The 19,168-nt window shown below is 55.6% G+C and carries 15 protein-coding genes; 12 read left to right on the forward strand and 3 right to left on the reverse strand.

The genetic code is table 11. From position 1 onward, the window contains the following. Positions 1 to 91: 91 nt before the first annotated feature. The 12 genes from HMPREF1986_RS07445 (at position 92) to fsa (ending at position 15,436) form a co-directional block, all read left to right on the forward strand. Complete coding sequence (locus HMPREF1986_RS07445) at positions 92 to 2,029, forward strand: fructose-bisphosphatase class III (RefSeq protein ID WP_036599799.1); 1,938 nt, start codon at positions 92 to 94, stop codon at positions 2,027 to 2,029. A gap of 36 nt (positions 2,030 to 2,065) precedes the next feature. Continuing rightward, entirely contained in the window at positions 2,066 to 3,427 is a 1,362-nt protein-coding gene (locus HMPREF1986_RS07450; RefSeq protein WP_021774208.1) for an MATE family efflux transporter, read from the forward strand. Positions 3,428 to 3,718: 291 nt separating this feature from the next. Continuing rightward, a complete protein-coding gene (locus HMPREF1986_RS07455; protein WP_021774209.1) occupies positions 3,719 to 4,570 on the forward strand; it encodes a formate/nitrite transporter family protein in 852 nt (283 codons plus the stop codon). A gap of 229 nt (positions 4,571 to 4,799) precedes the next feature. Then, a complete protein-coding gene (locus HMPREF1986_RS07460) occupies positions 4,800 to 5,717 on the forward strand; it encodes an ABC transporter permease (RefSeq protein ID WP_009214942.1) in 918 nt (305 codons plus the stop codon). A gap of 12 nt (positions 5,718 to 5,729) precedes the next feature. Continuing rightward, on the forward strand, positions 5,730 to 6,881 hold the full coding sequence (locus HMPREF1986_RS07465; protein ID WP_021774210.1) for an ABC transporter permease: 1,152 nt from the start codon (positions 5,730 to 5,732) through the stop codon (positions 6,879 to 6,881). Positions 6,882 to 6,894: 13 nt separating this feature from the next. Further along, positions 6,895 to 7,929 carry an ABC transporter ATP-binding protein gene (locus HMPREF1986_RS07470; protein WP_021774211.1) on the forward strand — a complete coding sequence of 345 codons (1,035 nt, stop codon included), beginning with the start codon at positions 6,895 to 6,897 and terminating at the stop codon, positions 7,927 to 7,929. Positions 7,930 to 7,940: 11 nt separating this feature from the next. Next, positions 7,941 to 8,915 carry an ABC transporter ATP-binding protein gene (locus HMPREF1986_RS07475; RefSeq protein WP_021774212.1) on the forward strand — a complete coding sequence of 325 codons (975 nt, stop codon included), beginning with the start codon at positions 7,941 to 7,943 and terminating at the stop codon, positions 8,913 to 8,915. A gap of 51 nt (positions 8,916 to 8,966) precedes the next feature. Then, entirely contained in the window at positions 8,967 to 10,655 is a 1,689-nt protein-coding gene (locus HMPREF1986_RS07480; protein WP_021774213.1) for a peptide ABC transporter substrate-binding protein, read from the forward strand. Positions 10,656 to 10,889: 234 nt separating this feature from the next. Continuing rightward, positions 10,890 to 11,237 (forward strand): cupin domain-containing protein, encoded by a 348-nt coding sequence (locus HMPREF1986_RS07485; RefSeq protein WP_036599802.1) that lies wholly within the window; start codon positions 10,890 to 10,892, stop codon positions 11,235 to 11,237. A 67-nt stretch (positions 11,238 to 11,304) separates the two neighbouring features. Then, complete coding sequence (locus HMPREF1986_RS07490; RefSeq protein ID WP_021774215.1) at positions 11,305 to 12,516, forward strand: MalY/PatB family protein; 1,212 nt, start codon at positions 11,305 to 11,307, stop codon at positions 12,514 to 12,516. A 123-nt stretch (positions 12,517 to 12,639) separates the two neighbouring features. Further along, entirely contained in the window at positions 12,640 to 14,622 is a 1,983-nt protein-coding gene (gene tkt / locus HMPREF1986_RS07495) for a transketolase (RefSeq protein ID WP_021774216.1), read from the forward strand. A gap of 157 nt (positions 14,623 to 14,779) precedes the next feature. Beyond that, positions 14,780 to 15,436, forward strand: coding sequence for a fructose-6-phosphate aldolase (fsa, locus tag HMPREF1986_RS07500; protein ID WP_036599803.1), 657 nt, complete (start codon positions 14,780 to 14,782; stop codon positions 15,434 to 15,436). 192 nt (positions 15,437 to 15,628) lie between these two features. Here the strand turns inward: fsa and HMPREF1986_RS07510 are convergent, their stop codons facing one another. From HMPREF1986_RS07510 to HMPREF1986_RS07520, 3 genes are all read right to left on the reverse strand, one after another. Continuing rightward, positions 15,629 to 17,563 carry a PfkB family carbohydrate kinase gene (locus HMPREF1986_RS07510; RefSeq protein WP_021774219.1) on the reverse strand — a complete coding sequence of 645 codons (1,935 nt, stop codon included), beginning with the start codon at positions 17,561 to 17,563 and terminating at the stop codon, positions 15,629 to 15,631. A gap of 79 nt (positions 17,564 to 17,642) precedes the next feature. Beyond that, positions 17,643 to 17,930: a preprotein translocase subunit YajC gene (yajC, locus tag HMPREF1986_RS13765; RefSeq protein WP_021774220.1), complete on the reverse strand. Its 288-nt coding sequence runs from the start codon at positions 17,928 to 17,930 to the stop codon at positions 17,643 to 17,645. A 32-nt stretch (positions 17,931 to 17,962) separates the two neighbouring features. Continuing rightward, entirely contained in the window at positions 17,963 to 19,144 is a 1,182-nt protein-coding gene (locus tag HMPREF1986_RS07520; RefSeq protein ID WP_021774221.1) for a M20 metallopeptidase family protein, read from the reverse strand. Positions 19,145 to 19,168: the final 24 nt, after the last annotated feature.

Below are 19,168 nucleotides of genomic sequence, written 5' to 3' on the forward strand. Positions count from 1 at the left end.
AGGGGCAGCATGGGGGAGACGGGAAGCATGCGGAATCACTTTCTGCGGACGGTTCATTCTGTACGGAATTTCTCAGAACAAGGAGGAAGACATGGCAAGAGACCTGGATTATCTTAAGCTGCTTTCGGTGCAGTTCCCCACGGCGACGGCGGCAGCGGCGGAGATCATCAACTTAAGGGCGATCTGCGGGCTGCCCAAGGGCACGGAATACTTTTTCTCGGATCTTCACGGGGAGAGCGAGGCCTTCATCTATCTCATGAGGAGCTCCTCCGGCGTGGTGAGGGCAAAGATCGATGAGACCTTCGGCAATCTCCTCTCGGAGGAGGAGCAGCTGAGACTTGCGAATCTGATCTACTATCCGCGGGAGATCCTGGGGAATCCCCATTGCCGGGAGAAGGAAAACCCGGAGTGGCAGAAGATCACGATCAACCGGCTGGTCGCGATCTGCAAGGTCATAAGCTCCAAGTACACGCGATCCAAGATCCGGAAGAAGATGCCGAAGGACTATGCCTACGCGATCGATGAGCTTCTCCACTATGACGATGAGGATAAGAAGCTCTATCATCAGGAGATCCTCCGCTCCATCATCGATATCCGTATGGGGGAGGACTTCATCATCGCGCTCTCTGAGCTGATCCAGAACATGACGATCGACAGTCTGCATATCATCGGAGACGTCTTCGACCGGGGCCCCCACGCGGAGCTCATCATGGAGGAGCTCATCAACTTCCACGATGTCGATATCCAGTGGGGAAATCACGATGCGGACTGGATGGGGGCGGCCTGCGGAAATCCCGCCTGCATCGCGAATGTCCTTCGGATCGCCACCTCCTATAATTCCTTTGATGTGCTGGAGGACGGATACGGAATCAATATCCGTCCTCTTTCGATGTACGCGCAGGAGGTCTACGGCGACGACCCCTGCCTCTGCTTCCGCACGCATCTTCTCGATGAGAATATCTCCGACTCCGTGAATCCGGATCTCGCCGCGAGGATGTGCAAGGCGATCAGTATTATCATGCTGAAGGAGGAGGGGAAGCTGATCCGGCGCCATCCGGAGTACCATCTGGACCACAGGCTTCTCTTGGATAAGATCGACTTTGAGAGGGGGACGGTGGAGATCGAGGGGGAGGAATACGTGCTCCGGGACCGAAATTTCCCCTCTATCGATCCGAAGGACCCGTATCGGCTCACGGAGAAGGAGGAGGAGCTCATGGAGACCCTCATCTACAGCTTTACGCACTCGCGTCTCCTGAAAAAGCATATTCATTTCTTCTTTACGAACGGATCGATGTATAAGGTCGTGAACAACAATATCCTCTACCACGGCTGCATCCCCATGGAGGAGGACGGGGAGTTCATGGCCTTTGAGACGGAGAGGGGAGCTCTCTCCGGGAAGGCGCTCATGGATTATTTCAATGAAAAGGCGATCGAGGCCTATTTCATGGACGGAGAGATCGATCCGAACGGGAAGCTTTACGCGACAGACTTTTTCTGGTATATGTGGTGCGGTCCCAAGTCTCCTCTCTTCGGAAAGGAGAAGATCACGACCTTTGAGCACTGCTTCATCGAGGACCCGAAGACCCATAAGGAGCCCTTCAATCCCTACTACAGCTTCTCGAAGGAGGAGAAGTGCGCGGACAAGATCTTCGCGGAGTTCGGGGTGAAGCCGGAGCTTGGCCATATCGTGAACGGACATGTGCCGGTGAAGACCGGAAAGGGGGAGAGTCCCATCCGGGCGAATGGAAAGCTTTTTGTGATTGACGGAGGCATCTCAAAGGCGTATCATTCCAAGACGGGGATTGCGGGCTATACGCTGATCTATAACTCCCGGCATCTTGCGCTGGCGGAGCACAAGGATTTCAAAAAGGGAGAGGAAAATACGCCGGAGATCCAGATCGTGGAGCAGATGAAGAGCCGGATCCGAGTAGGAGAGACCGACAACGGAAAACAGCTCCTGCAGCAGGTTTCCGATCTGGAGGAGCTGCTCCAGGCTTATCGGGACGGAGATATCCGGGAGAAGGCATAGGACTTGGGCTGCGCCCTCGGGTGCAGAAGGGGGAAGATGGAAGAGAAGAAGCAGGTCACAAGGGATATGACAAGCGGGAATCCGAGAGAGCTGATCCTCGGCTTTGCGCTTCCCATGCTGCTCGGGACTTTGTTCCAGCAGTTTTACAGTATGGTGGACACCATCATCGTGGGGAGGATGCTCGGAAGGGATGCGCTCGCCGGCGTGGGTTCCACGGGTGCGATCAATTTCATGATCAACGGCTTTGTGATCGGGGTCTGCTCCGGCTTCGCGATCCCGGTGGCGCAGCGCTTCGGCGCGCAGGATTACCATGGCCTTCGCCGCTATAACGGAAATATCATCTGGCTCAGCCTGATTTTTTCCGCTGTGATGACGCTTTGGATTGCTCTTTTAACCCGCCCGATTCTGGGCTGGATGAATACGCCGAAGGATATCTTTCTGTACGCCTATCGCTACATTTTCATTATCTTTCTCGGCATCCCGACGACCTTTCTCTACAATATCACAGCCTCTGTGATCCGTTCCCTGGGAGATTCCAAGACGCCGGTCTACTTCCTGATCTTCGCGGCGCTTCTCAATATCGTCCTGGATTATGTCTCAATCGCCTTTCTCGGCTTTGGTGTGGACGGACCGGCCTATGCGACGGTCCTCTCCCAGGGGCTTTCCGGGCTGCTCTGTCTCCTCTATATGATTCGTCACTTCCCGATCCTCCGATTCGAGGAGGGGGAGCTCAGGATCAGCAGAAAGCGCTGCGGGACGCTGCTTCGGATGGGGATCCCGATGGGACTTCAGTACTCGATCACCGCGATCGGTTCCGTCGTCCTCCAGACGGCGGTGAACGGCCTCGGGGCCGTCGCGGTGGCATCCATCACCGCAGGGCAGAGGATCAGTAATTTCTTCTGCTGCGTCTTCGACACCCTGGGGGCGACGATGGCGACCTATTCCGGTCAGAATGTGGGAGCCCTCAAGTTCGACCGGATCCGGGAGGGGGTGCTGGAGGCCACGAAGCTCGGCTCGATCTATGCGATCTTGATCTGCCTCCTTTCGATCTTCTTCGGAGGACAGCTCCCGAAGATCTTTCTGGATGCGGGGGAGAGAGAGGTCATCGCGAACGCGCATTTTTATCTCGTCGCGAATACGGTATTCTATATCCCGCTGGTCCTTGTCAATGTCTTTCGCTTCTCCCTCCAGGGGATGGGCTTTTCCGGACTCGCGGTCCTCGCCGGTGTCGCCGAGATGGCGGCTCGATCTCTGGTCGCCTTCCTCTTTGTCCCCTTCTTCGGCTATGCGGCGGTATGCTTCGCCTCTCCTCTCGCTTGGATCTGTGCGGATGCCTTTCTGGTTCCCACCTTTTTTAAAAGCCTCCGGAGTTTAAAGATCAGAAGCGGCATGGCCTAGGGATATATATTAAAAAACAGGAAAAGCGGCGTAAAAGCCGCTTTTTTCATGCACATTTTCCTAAATCACCCGGAATCCGGTTTACAAGGAGCTTTCTCTTATATATAATATGGTTTATAGGACTCTGGAAGGGGAGGAAAACAGAGAATTTTTCACAGAAACGGACCCGGATTCACGGCACGTTTTAGTTCTTCTTTTTTAATTTGCTCCTGCGCCCGGGAGCTTTCGCTTGAGATCACCGCATCGCGGGGGTCTTTTGGCAGTTAAGAATTTCTACAGGAGGAAAAGAGTATGGACAATCTGTTTTTGACACCGAAGGAGATCGCGGAGAAAACCGTCGCGGCGGGAAAGATGAAGACCAGCCTTTCCACTGTCAAGATGCTGATTCTGGGAATCCTCTCCGGGATCTTCATCGCGCTTGGCGCAGAGGGCTCGAACCTTGCGGCCTGCCATCTCCTGGCCTCCCCGGACAGCTTCTTCCTCGGGAAGACGATCGCAGGAGCGGTCTTTGGAGCGGGGCTTATGATGGTCGTATTGGCAGGAGCGGAGCTTTTTACCGGGAACAGCCTGATCTTCATGGGCGTGCTGGACGGTGAGGTGAAGGCGAGTGCCATGCTGAAGAACTGGCTCTTTGTCTACATCGGAAACTTTATAGGAGGCATCTTCACAGCGCTCATCGTGGTGAACAGCGGGCAGCTCAAGGCCGGGGGAGCGGAGCTTGGCGGCATGACCATAAAGATCGCCGCGGGCAAGGTGGGGGGGTCCTTCTTCTGCTTCCTGCTCCTCGGAGTTCTCTGCAATTTTCTGGTCTGCCTCGCCGTCTGGATGGCGACTGCCGCAAAGGACATCGGGGGAAAGCTCTGGGCGATCTTTTTTCCGATCATGCTTTTTGTGATCTCGGGCTTTGAGCACAGCGTCACAAATATGTATTATATTCCGGCCGGGATCTTCGCAAAGGCGGTCCCCGCCTATCTGAAGGCTGCCATGGATCTCGGACTCACGGAGGAGCAGATCAGCTCCCTCAACTGGGTGACGCTTTTCACGGGGAATCTGATCCCGGTCACGATCGGGAATGTGCTCGGAGGGACGCTTCTCGTGGCACTGCCGCTCTGGATCGTCTACAGGAGGAAGGAGGCGAAATAGGCTTCGGCTGCCTCTGAGGCATGCCGAAGGGCCCTCGATTCCGAATACTGAATTCTAAGGTTCTAAAGCCCGCCGGGGCCCGGAAGGAGCAGGAAAAGCGCTCTCCGGGGCCCGGCGGGCTTTAGAATTCCGTTGACAGCGTTAAAAAACTATGATAATTTTCTTTTATATACTTTTATAGAGCAATGCGGCATAAATTTAATGCGTAAAAGTAAAGAGGAGGATTCGGATGCTTCGCTACATCGTAAAAAGAATCGGGATGATGATCGTCGCCATGTTTTTTGTGATTCTTCTCACCTTCCTCGTGATGCATGCGATACCCGGAGGACCGTTTACGGGAGATAAGCGCGTCTCCCCGGAGATCGAGGCGGCGATGAACAAAAAGTACCATCTGAGCGATCCCCTTCCGAAGCAGTTTTTTGATTATCTGGGCGGCGTACTGCGGGGAGACTTCGGTCCCTCCTTCAAGTATCCGGGACGCTCGGTCAATGATTTCATCGCCGAGGGCTTTCCGGTCTCGGGAAGGCTCGGACTCGCGACGCTCTTCTTCGTCCTTCTCGCCTCCGTCCCCATGGGCATCCTTGCCGCCGTAAAAAGCGGGCACTGGCAGGATATGCTTCTGATGGGACTCGCCACGATCGGCGTGACAATCCCCTCCTTTGTGATCGCATCTCTCCTCATCTACTGCTTTTCCTTCCGCCTTAAGCTCCTCCCGACCTACGGTCTTGCGAGTCTGTCCGGCTATATCCTCCCCGTCATTGCGCTCGGGGGATATTCCGTGAGCTATATGGCGCGCCTCATGCGCTCCAGCCTTCTTGAAGTTATGGGCCAGGATTACATCCGGACGGCCCGCGCCAAGGGACTTACGGAGGGGGCTGTGGTATTTCGGCACGCGCTTCGAAATGCCCTGATCCCGCTCGTTACCGTGCTCGGACCGACCATCGCGAATCTTCTGACCGGTTCCTTCGTGGTGGAGAAGATCTTCGCGATTCCGGGGCTCGGAGTACACTTTGTGAACAGCGTCTCGCAGCGGGACTATACGACAATCATGGGAGTGACCATATTCTACGCAAGCTTTCTGATGGGGATGACGCTCCTTGTGGATCTTTTCTACTGTCTTATCGATCCCCGCATTCGCTATGATTAGGAGGGACAGAGGATGAAGAGGAACTGGGAAGCTTTGCAGCAGACGAACGAAGAGCGGGAGAGGATATGGCGGAAGACCCGGAGCTTTGCGGGAGATGTCTGGTCCCGCTTTCGAAAAAAACCGACGGCGATCGCGGGCTTTTTGATCATCGTTCTTCTCGTCCTTTTCTCCGTCCTCGGGCCTTTTTTTACGGGGAAAAGCTATTCCGAGCAGGACCTCAATGCGGCAAATATCGCCCCGAGGATAAAGGTCTTTGAGACTCCGGACGGAAACGGCTGGCTTTATATCACGCAGAGCATGAAGCTTTTGAGAGTCTCCGCAGAAGGGGACTTCGGAGAGCAGCTGAACAAGCTCCGGGAGGACAGTGAGAGGCAGATGCTGATCTTTGACTACGAGGGCTCGGAGCTCGGACTCTACTATGGGAAGAAGCCCTATCTCGTCGTGAATCCCGATACCCTGGTGATCGCGAAAAGCCGAAGGATCCGAAACCGGGATTATCTTCTCGGCACGGATTCTCTGGGGCGGGATATTCTGACGCGCCTTATGTACGGAAGCAGGGTATCCCTCGTCGTGGCCTTCGTCGCGGTGATCGTGAACCTTCTGATCGGGATCCTCTACGGCGGTGTCTCCGGCTATCTCGGGGGAAATGTCGATGAGTTCATGATGCGGATCGTGGATATCATTTCGACCATCCCGCTGACTCTCTATGTCATCCTGATCATGGTGCTTCTCGGCTCGGGCCTTAGCAGCATCATCGTAGCCCTGGGCTCTGTCTACTGGGTGGGCATGGCGCGCGTGGTGCGGGGACAGGTCTTAAGCCTAAAGCAGCAGGAATTTGTGCTGGCGGCGCGGACGATCGGATCCTCGACGAGCACGATACTTTTCCGGCACCTCATCCCCAATGCCATGGGAGCGATCCTGGTCACTGCGACCATGCTGATCCCCTCGGCCATCTTTATGGAGGCCTTCCTGGGCTTTCTGGGGATCGGCCTTAAGCCGCCCCTCGCAAGTCTTGGCACGATGTGCAATGATGCGACGGAAAATCTGAGATCCTGCCCCTATCAGCTCTTTATCCCGGCCTTTGTCATCGTTCTCATCATGTTTGCCTTTAATTTCGTCGGGGACGGCTTGAGAGATGCGCTGGATCCGAAGCTCAGAAAGTGAGGGAGGGGAGCTTATGCTGAAGATAAAGGATCTGAAGACCTCCTTCTTCACAAGTCAGGGAGAAGTGAAGGCCGTGCGGGGCGTGAGCTTTTCGGTCAGAGAAGGGGAGATCGTCGGCCTGGTAGGGGAGTCCGGGAGCGGGAAAAGCGTGAGCTGTATGTCGATCCTCAGGCTGCTGCCGGAAAATGCGAAGATTACGGGGGGAGAGATCTCCTTCGAGGGGAGGGATCTGACGAAGCTCTCCGGGAGGGAGCTCCGCAGGATCCGCGGAGGGAAGATCGCGATGATATTCCAGGATCCCATGTCATCCCTGAATCCTTTGATCCGGGTCGGAACACAGGTCGAGGAGATGATACGGGTGCATCAGCCGGAAAAGAGCAGGGAGGAGAGGCGGAGGGAGACTCTGGAGCTCTTTCGGAGGGTGCGGATACCGGAGGCGGAAAAGCGATGCCGCTCCTTTCCGCATGAGTTTTCCGGCGGCATGAGGCAGCGTATTATGATCGCGATGGCGCTCGCAAACCGCCCCGCTCTCCTGATCGCGGATGAGCCGACCACAGCCCTGGATGTCACCATCCAGGATCAGATCCTGAAGGAACTCAGGGCTCTCAGGAAGGAGTACCGGACCGGAATCATTTTCATCACGCATGATCTCAGTGTCGTCGCGGAGCTCTGCGACCGCGTGGAGGTGCTCTACGGCGGGCTCATCATGGAGGAGGCACCGATCGACGCGGTCTTTTCATCGCCGCATCACCCTTATACCATGGGGCTTTTAAACTCTATTCCGCAGCTTGGGCAGGATCGGGGCAGGAGATTGGTCCCGATTCCCGGCTCTCCCCCGGACATGACGAATCCTCCGAAGGGCTGTCCCTTCGCGCCGCGCTGCCCCTATGCGAGGGCGCTGTGTGCGGAGGAGCTGCCGGACTTTTATGAGGTCGGAAGCGGGCATCGCTCCCGCTGCTGGCTTTTGGATGAGGAGGCGCCGGGAGAGAATAATCCGTTTTCGAATCAGTCGGATCGGAGCCTTCGATCTTCGGATCAGGCGATGTAAGGAGTGTGCAGATGGAAGAGGGGAAGAAAGCGGGCGCGCTCCTCGATGTGCGCGGTCTGAGGAAGTATTTTGAGCTGGGAGGGGGGCAGAGGGTTCACGCGGTGGAAAGGGTGAGCTTTTCTCTGGAGAGTGGAAGGACGCTGGGGATTGTCGGGGAGTCCGGCTGTGGAAAATCCACTCTCGCCCGCACTATCATAAGGATCTATGAGCCGACGGAGGGGCAGATCTATTTTCAGGGGCAGGAGATCACAAGGCTGAGTCAGAGAAGTCTGCAGCCTCTCCGGAAGGATGTGCAGATGATCTTTCAGGACCCCTATGCCTCCCTGAACGCGAGGATGACGGTCCGGGATATCATCGCGGAACCGCTCTTTGCCCACAAAATGGTGAAGAGCAGGGAGGAGGCCGCCGGGCTTGTCTATCCGATGCTGGAAAAGGTCGGACTCAGCAGGGAACATCTGAACCGCTATGCCCATGAGTTTTCCGGGGGGCAGAGGCAGCGCATCGGCATCGCGCGGGCCCTCATCCTAAAGCCTGCCCTTGTGATCTGCGATGAGCCGATCTCCGCTTTGGATGTCTCGATTCAGGCCCAGATCGTCAATCTCCTGAAGGACTTTCAGGAGGAGAGCGGCTGTGCCTACCTTTTCATCGCCCATGATCTCTCCATGGTGCGCTATGTCTCGGATGAGGTCGGCGTCATGTACCTGGGGCAGCTTGTGGAGATCGGGGAGGCGGAGGAAATCTACGAGAGGCCGCTCCATCCTTATACGAAGGGGCTTCTCGAGAGCATACCGATCGCGGATCCGAAGAGGGCCAGGGAGAAGGAAAAGAGCAGCATAGAGGGGGATATCCCGAGTCCGATTCATCCCCCCTCCGGCTGCCGCTTCCACACCCGCTGCCCCTTCCGAAGGGCAGTCTGCGAGGAGGAGCAGCCGCCCCTTAAGAAGCTTGGGAATGCACATTTTTGCGCCTGCCATCTATACGACTGAGGGCCCGTGCCCGCTGCTTTATGTCGTATCTCCCCGAAAAAGGAGGACAGTATGAAAAAAAATCGGAAACTGCTTCTTGTGCTTACAGCTCTTGCGGCTCTCTTCCTCTCCGCCTGCGGCGGCGGAGGAGGGACAGACGCAAGCTCCCGGGAGGAGAAGCTGGATCTCTCGGGAAGCAGTGCGGCCGGAGAGAAAACGGAGTCCGAAGAGAAAAGCGGAAAGCAGGAGCTCACCTACGTTCTCAGTAATCTTCCGGATTCCATTGACCCCAGCTATACCAATAACAGCTTCGCGATGTATGTGATCCGGAATTGTTTTGAGGGACTTGTGACCTATAATCAAAAGGGGGAGATCGAGGCCGGAGATGCGGAGAGCTGGGAATCCAATGATGACATGACGGTCTATACCTTCCATCTCAGAAAGGACCTCAAGTGGAGCGACGGGACAGCGCTCACCGCGAAGGACTATGTCTACGCCGCGCGGCATGTCTGCACGCCGGAGACGACAGCGCAGTATGCGAACCTTTTCACGGATTACATCGTCGGGGCAAAGGAGTTCTACGACAAAGGGGATGATTCCGACTTCGGCGTGAGAGCGATAGACGATCAAACGCTTGAGTATCGTCTGAAGGGACCCTGCTCCTTCTTCCTGGATCTGGTATCCATGTGGTGCTATTCCCCGCTCAAGGAGGAGACGCTCACAAAGAATGGAGACCGCTGGACGCAGTCGGCGGAAAGCTATATCTGCAACGGTCCCTTCCGTCTCTCCGAGGTGAACAACGGAGAATCCTATGTGCTCGTTCGGAATGAAAATTACTGGGACGCCGAACACACGACACTGGAAAAGCTCACCTTCCGCTTCGTCCTGGATTCCTCTACGGCGCTGACCGCCTATGAGAACGGAGAGGTCGACGGGATTCGCTCCATCCCCTCCGGCGACATCCAGCGCCTCAAGGCGGAAAACGCGGGCATCATCATGGAGCCGAGCTACGGCAGTGTGTTCTATGACATCAACTGCCAGAAGGAGCCCTACAACAATCCGCTGGTCAGAAAGGCCATCTGCCTCGCCGTGGACCGGGAGGAGCTGATCAGCAATGTGGTTCAGATCGATGCGACGCCCGCCTACAGCATGCTGCCGCCCGGCTACAGCGTGGACGGGAAGGATATCACGGAGGGGAGAGAGGACTTCTCCCTGAAGCCGAAGGCGGATCCGGAGCTTGCGAGAGAGGCCTTGAAGGAAGCGGGCTATGAGGATCCGAAGAGCTTTCCGACGCTGCAGCTTTCCTACTATTCGGACGATACGGCAAAGAAGATCGCCGAGGCGATCGCGGAGATGCTGAAAAAGAATCTGGGGATCTCCGTCGATGTGACAAGCGCCGACTGGGCGGTATACTATGACGGCGTGCGGCAGGGAAACTATGATGTCTGTGCGATGGGCTGGTCCGCGGATTATCTGAATCCGATGAGCTTCCTTCCCCTAGTGTATACGGATGATGTCTCAAACAATGTCCGTTTCAGCGACCCTGCCTACGATAAAATCGTAGATGAAGCGCGCGTCGAGCCGGATCAGAAGAAATTTGCGGAGCTGGTAAAGGAGGCGGATAAGCTGCAGGCAGCGCAGTATCCGGTGCTTCCCCTTTACTATAAGATGAATAACTTCCTGATGCATGACAATGTATCCGGCTATTATATGATCCCGGATGGAAGCCTCTTCTTCCGCTATACAAAGCTTCGGAAATAAGAAGAGCGCGGGCGCGGCTTTGGGACCTGAGCCCGGGATATATTGACGAATAAAAAGTACACAGACGCGGTTTCGGGGGAGGGGCGAAGGCTCCTCCCCTGAAACTGCGCCGGGAAATTGACAGGGGAAGCCATATTTTGCTATGCTTTGGCGGGAGATAAAGAGCTGCAGAGGACGAAGAGCGCTCTATGGCAAACAGGGAATGATTCTTCTGAGGAGGAAAGGAGAAATGGAATGACAGGTCACAAAAATGAGCGCTGGCTTCCCTATGGGGAGACAGAATCAGAATCCGGCGGAGAGGGAATCGAGCGCAGAGTTCTCGCCTACTCCGATGATCTCATGCTGGTGGAGAATCGCTTCCAAAAGGGCGCAGTGGGGAAGCTCCACCATCATCCGCATACGCAGATCAGCTATATTAAGAGCGGAAGCTTTGAATTTACGATCGGTGGAGAGAAGCGGATCGTCCGGGAGGGGGACACGCTTTTAAAGACAGGGGGCGTCGAGCACGGCTGTGTATGTCTGGAAGAGGGCATAGTGCTGGATGCCTTTTCGCCGTATCGAAGGGATTTCGTTTCGGACTGAGCCCTTTGCTTTTTAAAGTCCGGAATGGGAAAGAAAGACAGCAGTCCGATGGGAAAGGAGCATTTCTATGAAGTATGATTTCATCTCAATCATGGATCGGCACGGGAGGGATGCTATCGCGGTGGATGGGCTTACTGCGGGGATCCCCTTTGCGCCGGATCCACCGAAGGAGGGCTTTGATCTGATCCCGATGTGGGTCGCGGATATGAATTTTCCGGTGGTCCCGACGGTGCAGGAGGAGATCATCAAAAGGACAGAACACCCGGCCTTCGGATATTTTCGCCCGACGGAGGCGTACTATAACGCCATTATCCGCTGGCAGAGGGAGAGAAACGGCATAGAGGGTCTGGAGGCAAAGCATATCGGCTACGAGAACGGAGTCCTCGGGGGTGTCGTGAGCGCAGTCAATGTCCTTTGCTCGAAGGGGGACAAGGTTCTTCTCCACTCCCCGACCTATATCGGCTTCACCTCCTCTTTGGAGAACAACGGCTACCGCATCATCCACAGCCCGCTTGTCCGGGATGAGCGCGGGATTTTCCGCATGGATTTCGAGGATATGGAGAAAAAGATCGTGGAGGAGGGGATCCATGCGGCGGTCTTCTGCTCTCCCCATAATCCCTGCGGCAGAGTCTGGGAGAGATGGGAGCTGGAGAAGGCCATGGAGATCTATAAAAGGCATGAAGTCTATGTCGTATCCGACGAAATATGGTCGGATATCATCCTCTACGGACACCGCCACATCCCGACACAGAGCGTGAGTGAGGATGCGAGACAGAGGACGGTCGCTCTCTATGCGCCCTCGAAGACCTTCAACCTCGCGGGCCTGATCGGAAGCTACCATATCATCTACAGCGACTGGATCCGGGACCGCGTACAGAAGGAATCCTCGCTTTCCCATTATAACGACATGAACGTTCTCTCCATGCACGCTCTGATCGGAGCCTACCGGGCCGAGGGAGCCGAGTGGCTTTCTGAGCTCCGGGAGGTGATCGAGGGAAATGTGGACTACGCCTGTGACTATATCAAAGAGCATTTTCGCGGAGTCTGTGTCCAGAAGCCCGAGGGGACCTATATGCTCTTCCTGGACTGCGCGGAGTGGATGAAGGAACGCGGGATCAGTCTTCAGGAGCTCTTAAAGAAGGGGTGGGATGTCGGAGTCGCCTGGCAGGATGGAAGCAGATTTCACGGAAAAACACATATCCGCATGAATCTGGCTCTCCCCCTGAGCCGCGTAAAGGAGGCCTTCCGCCGCCTGGAGCAATATGTCTTTACAAAATAGAGTCCGCGGGAGCTTTTGCCGGGATGATTGCGCGGGATCACCGATATACAGGGAGCTTTTTTTGTGCTATGATAGCGAAGAAAAATAATTTCCCAAAATTCGGGATAATAAGAAGGAGATTTTATGGAGAAGCAGATTGAGGAGCAGGCAGTCAATGCGATCCGTGTGCTGTCTGCGGATGCGATTCAGAAGGCGAAGTCCGGACATCCGGGGCTTCCCCTGGGAGCTGCGCCGATGGCTTATGAGCTCTGGGCCCATCATCTTAAGATAAATCCGGAAAATCCGGAATGGGAGGACCGGGACCGCTTCATCCTCTCCGCAGGACATGGCTCCATGCTGCTCTACGCGCTTCTCCACCTCTATGGCTTCGGCCTTACGAAGGAAGATCTCATGGATTTCCGTCAGCTTTCTTCGAAGACGCCGGGGCATCCGGAGTACAGACATACGGCCGGAGTCGAGGCCACGACAGGACCGCTCGGCGCGGGGCTCGCCATGGCAGTCGGCATGGCCGCGGCGGAGAAGCATCTCGCGGCGATTTTCAACAGGCCCGGCTTTGAGATCGTAAACCACAGATGCTATGCGCTCTGCGGCGATGGCTGCATGATGGAGGGGATCTCCTCGGAGGCGCTTTCCCTTGCGGGAAGCTGGAAGCTCGATAAATTGACGATTCTCTATGATTCGAATGGGATATCCATCGAAGGATCTACGGATCTTGCCTTCACGGAGGATGTGGAGAAGAGGGTGCAGGCCTTCGGCTTTAAGACCTTGATCGTCCCGGACGGAAACGATCTCGCTGCGATCTCCAGGGCATTGGAGACTGCGGAGGCGGATGATTCCGCGCCCTATTTTATCATCGTGAAAACGGAGATCGGCTACGGCTGTCCCGGAAAGCAGGGGAGCGAGAAGGCACACGGGGAACCCCTTGGAGAGGAAAACATCGTTAAGATGAAGGAGTTTCTCCGCTGGCCCTCTCAGGAGCCCTTTTACGTGCCGGCAGAGGTCTATACGCATTACAGAGAGCTCGCGGAATCGAAGAGGGATGCAGAGAGAAGCTGGCAGAGGAAGATGGAGGACTACCGCGGGCGCTTTCCGGAGCTCTATGCGCTCTGGAAGCGCTATTACGGAAGAGAGGACGAGGCCGCGCTGCTCTATGATAAGGACTTCTTCCGGGCGGCAGAGAAGGAGGAGGCGACGAGGGCCTCTTCCGGGGCGGTGCTCCAGATCCTGAAGGAGAGGATTCCGAATCTCTTCGGAGGCTCCGCGGATCTTTCGCCCTCTACAAAGACCGAGCTGAAGGGAGAGCCCTATTTTTCCGCAGAAAATCCCTCGGGGCGAAACCTTCATTTCGGCGTCCGGGAGCTTGCGATGGCGGGGATCGCAAACGGAATACTGCTCCATGGCGGTCTCAGAAGCTATGTGGGGACCTTCTTCGTATTCAGCGATTATCTAAAGCCGATGGCGAGGCTCTCTGCGCTTATGAGAATCCCGCAGATTTTCGTTCTGACGCACGATTCGATCGGGGTCGGAGAGGACGGGCCGACCCATGAACCGGTGGAGCAGCTCGCGATGCTTCGCGCCATGCCGAATTTCCGGGTATTTCGCCCCTGCGACCGCCTGGAGACGGAGGCCGCCTGGTATGCGGCTCTGAATTCCACGGAGACTCCGACCGCGCTGGTTCTCTCCCGGCAGAATCTTCCGCAGCTCTGCCCGGACGGGAGAAAGGCCCTGAAGGGAGCCTATATCCTGAGGGAGCCGGAGAAGGAGCCGGAGTATATCCTGATCGCGACGGGCTCCGAGCTCTCCCTCGCCCTGGAGGCAGAGGAGCTCTTAAGAAAAGAGGGCTATGCGGTGAGAGTCGTCTCCATGCCCTCCATGGATCTTTTTGAGGAGCAGAGCGAAGAGTACAGGGAGTCGGTCCTGCCAAAGCGGATCCGAAAGCGGCTCTCCATCGAGGCGCTCTCTACCTTTGGCTGGGAGCGGTATACTGGGCTCGACGGGAAGGCCATCGGCATGGAGAGCTTTGGTGCCTCCGCGCCGGCAAAGCTTCTCCTCCGGCATTTCGGCTTTACCGCGGAGAGGATCGCGGAAGAGGTGAAAAAGCTGTAAATTCCCGCTCTTTGGCGCTTTTTCCGCCAGAGGACGCTCCCGTCCCGGCTTTCTTTTTGGCCGGCGCGGGGCGAAGGATGAGGCAATGGGCGGCCCGTGCGCGGCAGATTTAGAAAAAGAGCGGCACGGATCATCTTTTAAAGGAAGGAAATCGAAGATGAAGTTCTTTATTGATACGGCGAATGTGGACGAGATCCGGGAGTGCTGGGAGATGGGGATCATCGCCGGCGTGACGACAAATCCCTCATTGATCGCGAAGGAGGGTCGGGATTACAGAAAGACTCTGAAGGAGATCGCGGGGATTGTCGACGGGCCGATCTCCGGTGAGGTCAGAGCGAGCAGTGTAAAAGCCGAGGATATGATCTCGGAGGGCCGGGAGATCGCAGGGCTCCATGAGAATATGGTTGTGAAGATTCCGATGACTGCGGAGGGACTGAAGGCGGTGAAGCAGCTTTCCTCCGAGGGAATCCGGACCAATGTGACACTGATCTTCAGCGCGGCGCAGGCCCTCCTTGCGGCGAGAGCCGGCGCAAGCTATGTCTCTCCCTTCCTCGGAAGGCTCGACGATATTGCAACGGACGGCATCCTTTTGGTGGAGGATATCATGGCGATTTTTGAAGGATACCCGGAGATCCGGACGGAGGTGATCTGCGCCTCTGTGCGCCATCCGATGCATGTCGTAGAGTGCGCGAAGACCGGCGCCGATATCGCGACCGTTCCCTATAAGGTCCTCGTCCAGATGATGAAGCACCCGCTCACGGAGATCGGCATCGAAAAATTCCGAAAGGACTATGAGGCGGTCTTTGGAAAATAGGGGAGCTCTCTCGGAATGCGGAGTCCTCCGCTGCCTGCTGCGCCGCGCTTTCTGCGGGGAGGCCGGGAAGCGGAGGGCTCCGTTTTTTTGTGAGCAGGGGAGAAGCCCGCGGGCTTTTTCATGCATGGGATCTCGCAGACTCTCACAGGCGGGAGAAAGCATTCGAGATCAGTCTGCTCATCGGCCGAGCTTTCATGGCTTCGGCTTTTCCGGGCAGCTTCCCTCAAGGGAAAGGAGAGAAGGTTCTCTTTGTGAAATATAGGTCTCCAGGGTATTCCTGTCCGCAAGCGATGGGACGCAGCCGGATCTACTTGTGCTGATGCCCGCCGCGAAGCCCGCGATGCGGATGGAGCGGTCCAGGTCATAGCCGTACAGCAGGTAGGAAGCCAGAGCGGAGATGAACGCGTCCCCGGCCCCGGTGCTGTCTACCGATGGGATATCGATCGCGGGATAGGATTTCTCGCAGTCTTTTGTTTTTAAAAAACAGCCCCTGCTTCCGAGGGTCACGATGACAATGGGAATATTTTTATCCAAAAAATATTGGGCTTTTTCCTGCATGCTGCCAAAGCCGGGACAGATCTCATTTAATTCATTCAGATTGGGAATCAGGATATCGATATATCGAAGGAGCTCTGCCGGGAGTTCTCCGCAGGAGGAGGGCTTTAGTATGGTTTTTCCGCCGTATTTTTGGCTCAGGCGGCAGGCCTCCAGAACGGCATCCATGGGGATCTCCGTGCAGACCAGGGAGAAGGAGCTCCGCCGAAACAGCTCCTCCTTCTCCCGGACGAGAGCAGCACTCAGGGAGCTGTTTGCCCCGGAAAGGATGGAGATCAGAGATTCGCCTCTGGGATCTACAATGATATGCGCCCTTCCCGTCTGCTTTTCGGGACATCGGGAAACACCGCGGAGCTGGACATGATATTTCCTCAGGGTATCGTAGATCAGATGCGATTCTCTGTCTCTTCCTACGTTTCCGATGAGGGAGACCCGGTGCCCAAGCTTTGCGGCCCCGATCGCCTCGTTGGTGCCCTTCCCTCCGGGATAGATATTCTGAGAGCTGCTGGAGACGGTCTTTCCGGACACAGGGAGTGTGGAGACATTCAGATAATTATCGATATTGATGCTTCCTACGATGCATATTTCACACTCTCTCTTCGCCGCGGAAACAGGCCTTCTGCTTTGACGGCTCTTCACGAAGGACGGGGAAAAGCTGTGGAGGATCTTGTCCCCGTCTTCCAGCTGCCGCAGTGCCTCTCTAAGGATAAAACGCCCGAATTCCTCCGCCGGGAGTTCATAAAAATTGATATCGGGGAAGAGGGAGGGGAGCTCGGAGCCATGGTTCAGAGTACAGATCGAGAGCTCGGAGGGGATCTGATAATGCAAAGCGGCTGCTCTTTGGTAGATCCGGATGGCGGTGCCGGAGTCCGGGCAGAGTACGGCGCTCACAGATTTTTCGATCAGCTCATCCAGAAGCTCCGGGCGATTTTTATCATAGATCAGGTCCTTGGGAATCGGCAGCCGGTGATCGAATAAATATTCCCGGTAGCCCTCTATGAAGCCGGGATAATTTTTTTCCGGATCCAGGACGCAGGCTGTTTTCTCGAAATGATTCCGATGATAGCTCTCGGTAAGACCATAGGAGATATGAGACAGGTCCATGTGAAAGGAGCGCTCATCATCCGAAAAAAAGGGAACGGAGGGGAGCTGCAGGGCGCTGAGCTTTTTCTGAAAGGAATCCTCGGCCCTTTCTCCCGCCTTCGCGGACCGCTCCCACAGAATCAGATCGATCCTGGATTTCTCCAATTCCGAAAAGAGCGATTCGATTTCGGGATCACTTTTCGGTATCATGGAGAGGGATACGGTGTATCCCTTGCTCTGTGCTTCTGAAAGAAGGCCCTTCATGACCGAGCCAAAGAGCAGTGAATTTTCCCGGATCAGGAGCTTTGCATGGAAATACTTGAGATGCTGGGAGATGAATGCCGCATAGGGAGAGTAGTTGCATGAGCGGGCAATCTGAAGGACCCGTTCTCTGGTTTTCTGACTGATGCTGCTGTCCTTTTGGTTCATGACCTTGGAGACTGTGGATACAGATACTCCTGCCAGCTTCGCGATATCCTTTATCGTCATAAATTCCTCCAAAGTCCCTGATCTTCGGCAGATATCATGGGAAAGAAAAGAGAGAGGGGAAGCCATGCTCCCCTCTCCTTTAAGGTTTCGCTGCTTTTATCTGCCGTATTGCATACAGCACTACTCTGATATGGACCTCTTTTTCTTTGTCGATGAGAAGCGTGACATAGTCGCCGTTCCGCTCAGAAACGATTCCGACGATTCCTCCTATTGTGATCACCTCATCCCCTTCCTTGAGAGAAGCGAGCATGCGCTTTTGCGCGGAATGCCTCTTTTTGTTTGGGATGTATACAAAAATATATATTGCGAGCAGAAGAAGGAGAGCATAAGACAGAAAAAGACTTAGCTGCGGAATCTGCGGAATCATAAGAGCCTGCCTTTCTGCTTGCTGTACTGCCGCTATTCTATGTGAAAGTATTTCTCGACGATTTTCACAAAGAGAGCGGATCCGATCCAGAGGACATCCTCGTCGACGTTGAACCTGGGGTTATGATGGGAGACATCGCTTCCTTTTTCTTTATTGGAGGAGCTTAGGAAGATAAAGGCTCCGGGAGCCTTTTCCAGATAATAGGCGAAGTCTTCTCCCCCCATGTTCGGTGCATCCACATGATCTATCGTCTTCTCCGCTCCGACGACTTCCCGTGCGCAGTCGGCGACCAGCTTTGCCATGGCGGGATCGTTGACCACAGGGGGTGCTCCCCAGATCATCTGCACTTCTGCGCTTCCGCGGAAGAGCGCCGCGGTCTGGGAAGAGATCTCCTGAATCCTTTTTGCGAGGAAATCGCGGGTTTCCTTGTCCAGGGACCGGATCGTGCCCTCCAGAAGAAATTCCGTTGGTATGACATTATAGGTCTTTCCGGCCTCCACATGTCCGACGGTCAGGACCGCAGGCTTTACCGCGGGGATTTCTCTCGCGAGGACCTCCTGCAGGGAGAGGATGAGATGCGCTCCTATATTGATGGGATCGACTCCCTTTTCCGGGGTCGATCCGTGGCAGCCGGAGCCATGGATCCGCACTATAAACTTGTCAAAGGAGGCCATGCAGCAGCCGGGCGTACATATCACCGTCCCGGCGGGGATTTCCTTCGAAAGGATGGTCCCGATATGGGTCCCAAAGACGGCACTCACGCCGTCCATACAGCCATGATCGACCATTCTCCTGGCCCCCTGAGCGCCCTCCTCATCCGTCTGAAACAAAAGGCGGATACTGCCGGGGATCCGATCCCTGTTTTTGAAAAGGAGCTCCGCGGCTCCCAGCAGCATCGCCATATGGGTATCATGGCCGCAGGCATGCATGCAGCCCTTATGCCTGGAGATGTAATCCACCTCATTTTCTTCCGTGATCGGAAGAGCATCCATATCCGCGCGGAGAGCGAGGACAGGACCATCCTTAAACCCCGGTATCGTCGCGATCAGACCGCTGTCAAAGCTGTTTTCCTCAAAGGGAATCCCGATCTCCTGAAGCCGCTCTTCCAGATAAGCGCGGGTCTTCGGGAGATCTCCGCCAAGCTCCGGAATCTGGTGGAGATCCCGCCGCATGCGAAGCAGCTTGTTCTGCAGTTCTTTACACTTTTCCCACATGATAAATCCTCCTTATCGGCATGG

Origin of the sequence: Oribacterium sp. oral taxon 078 str. F0263, from assembly GCF_000469565.1 — a bacterium.
Lineage (GTDB): Bacteria > Bacillota > Clostridia > Lachnospirales > Lachnospiraceae > Oribacterium.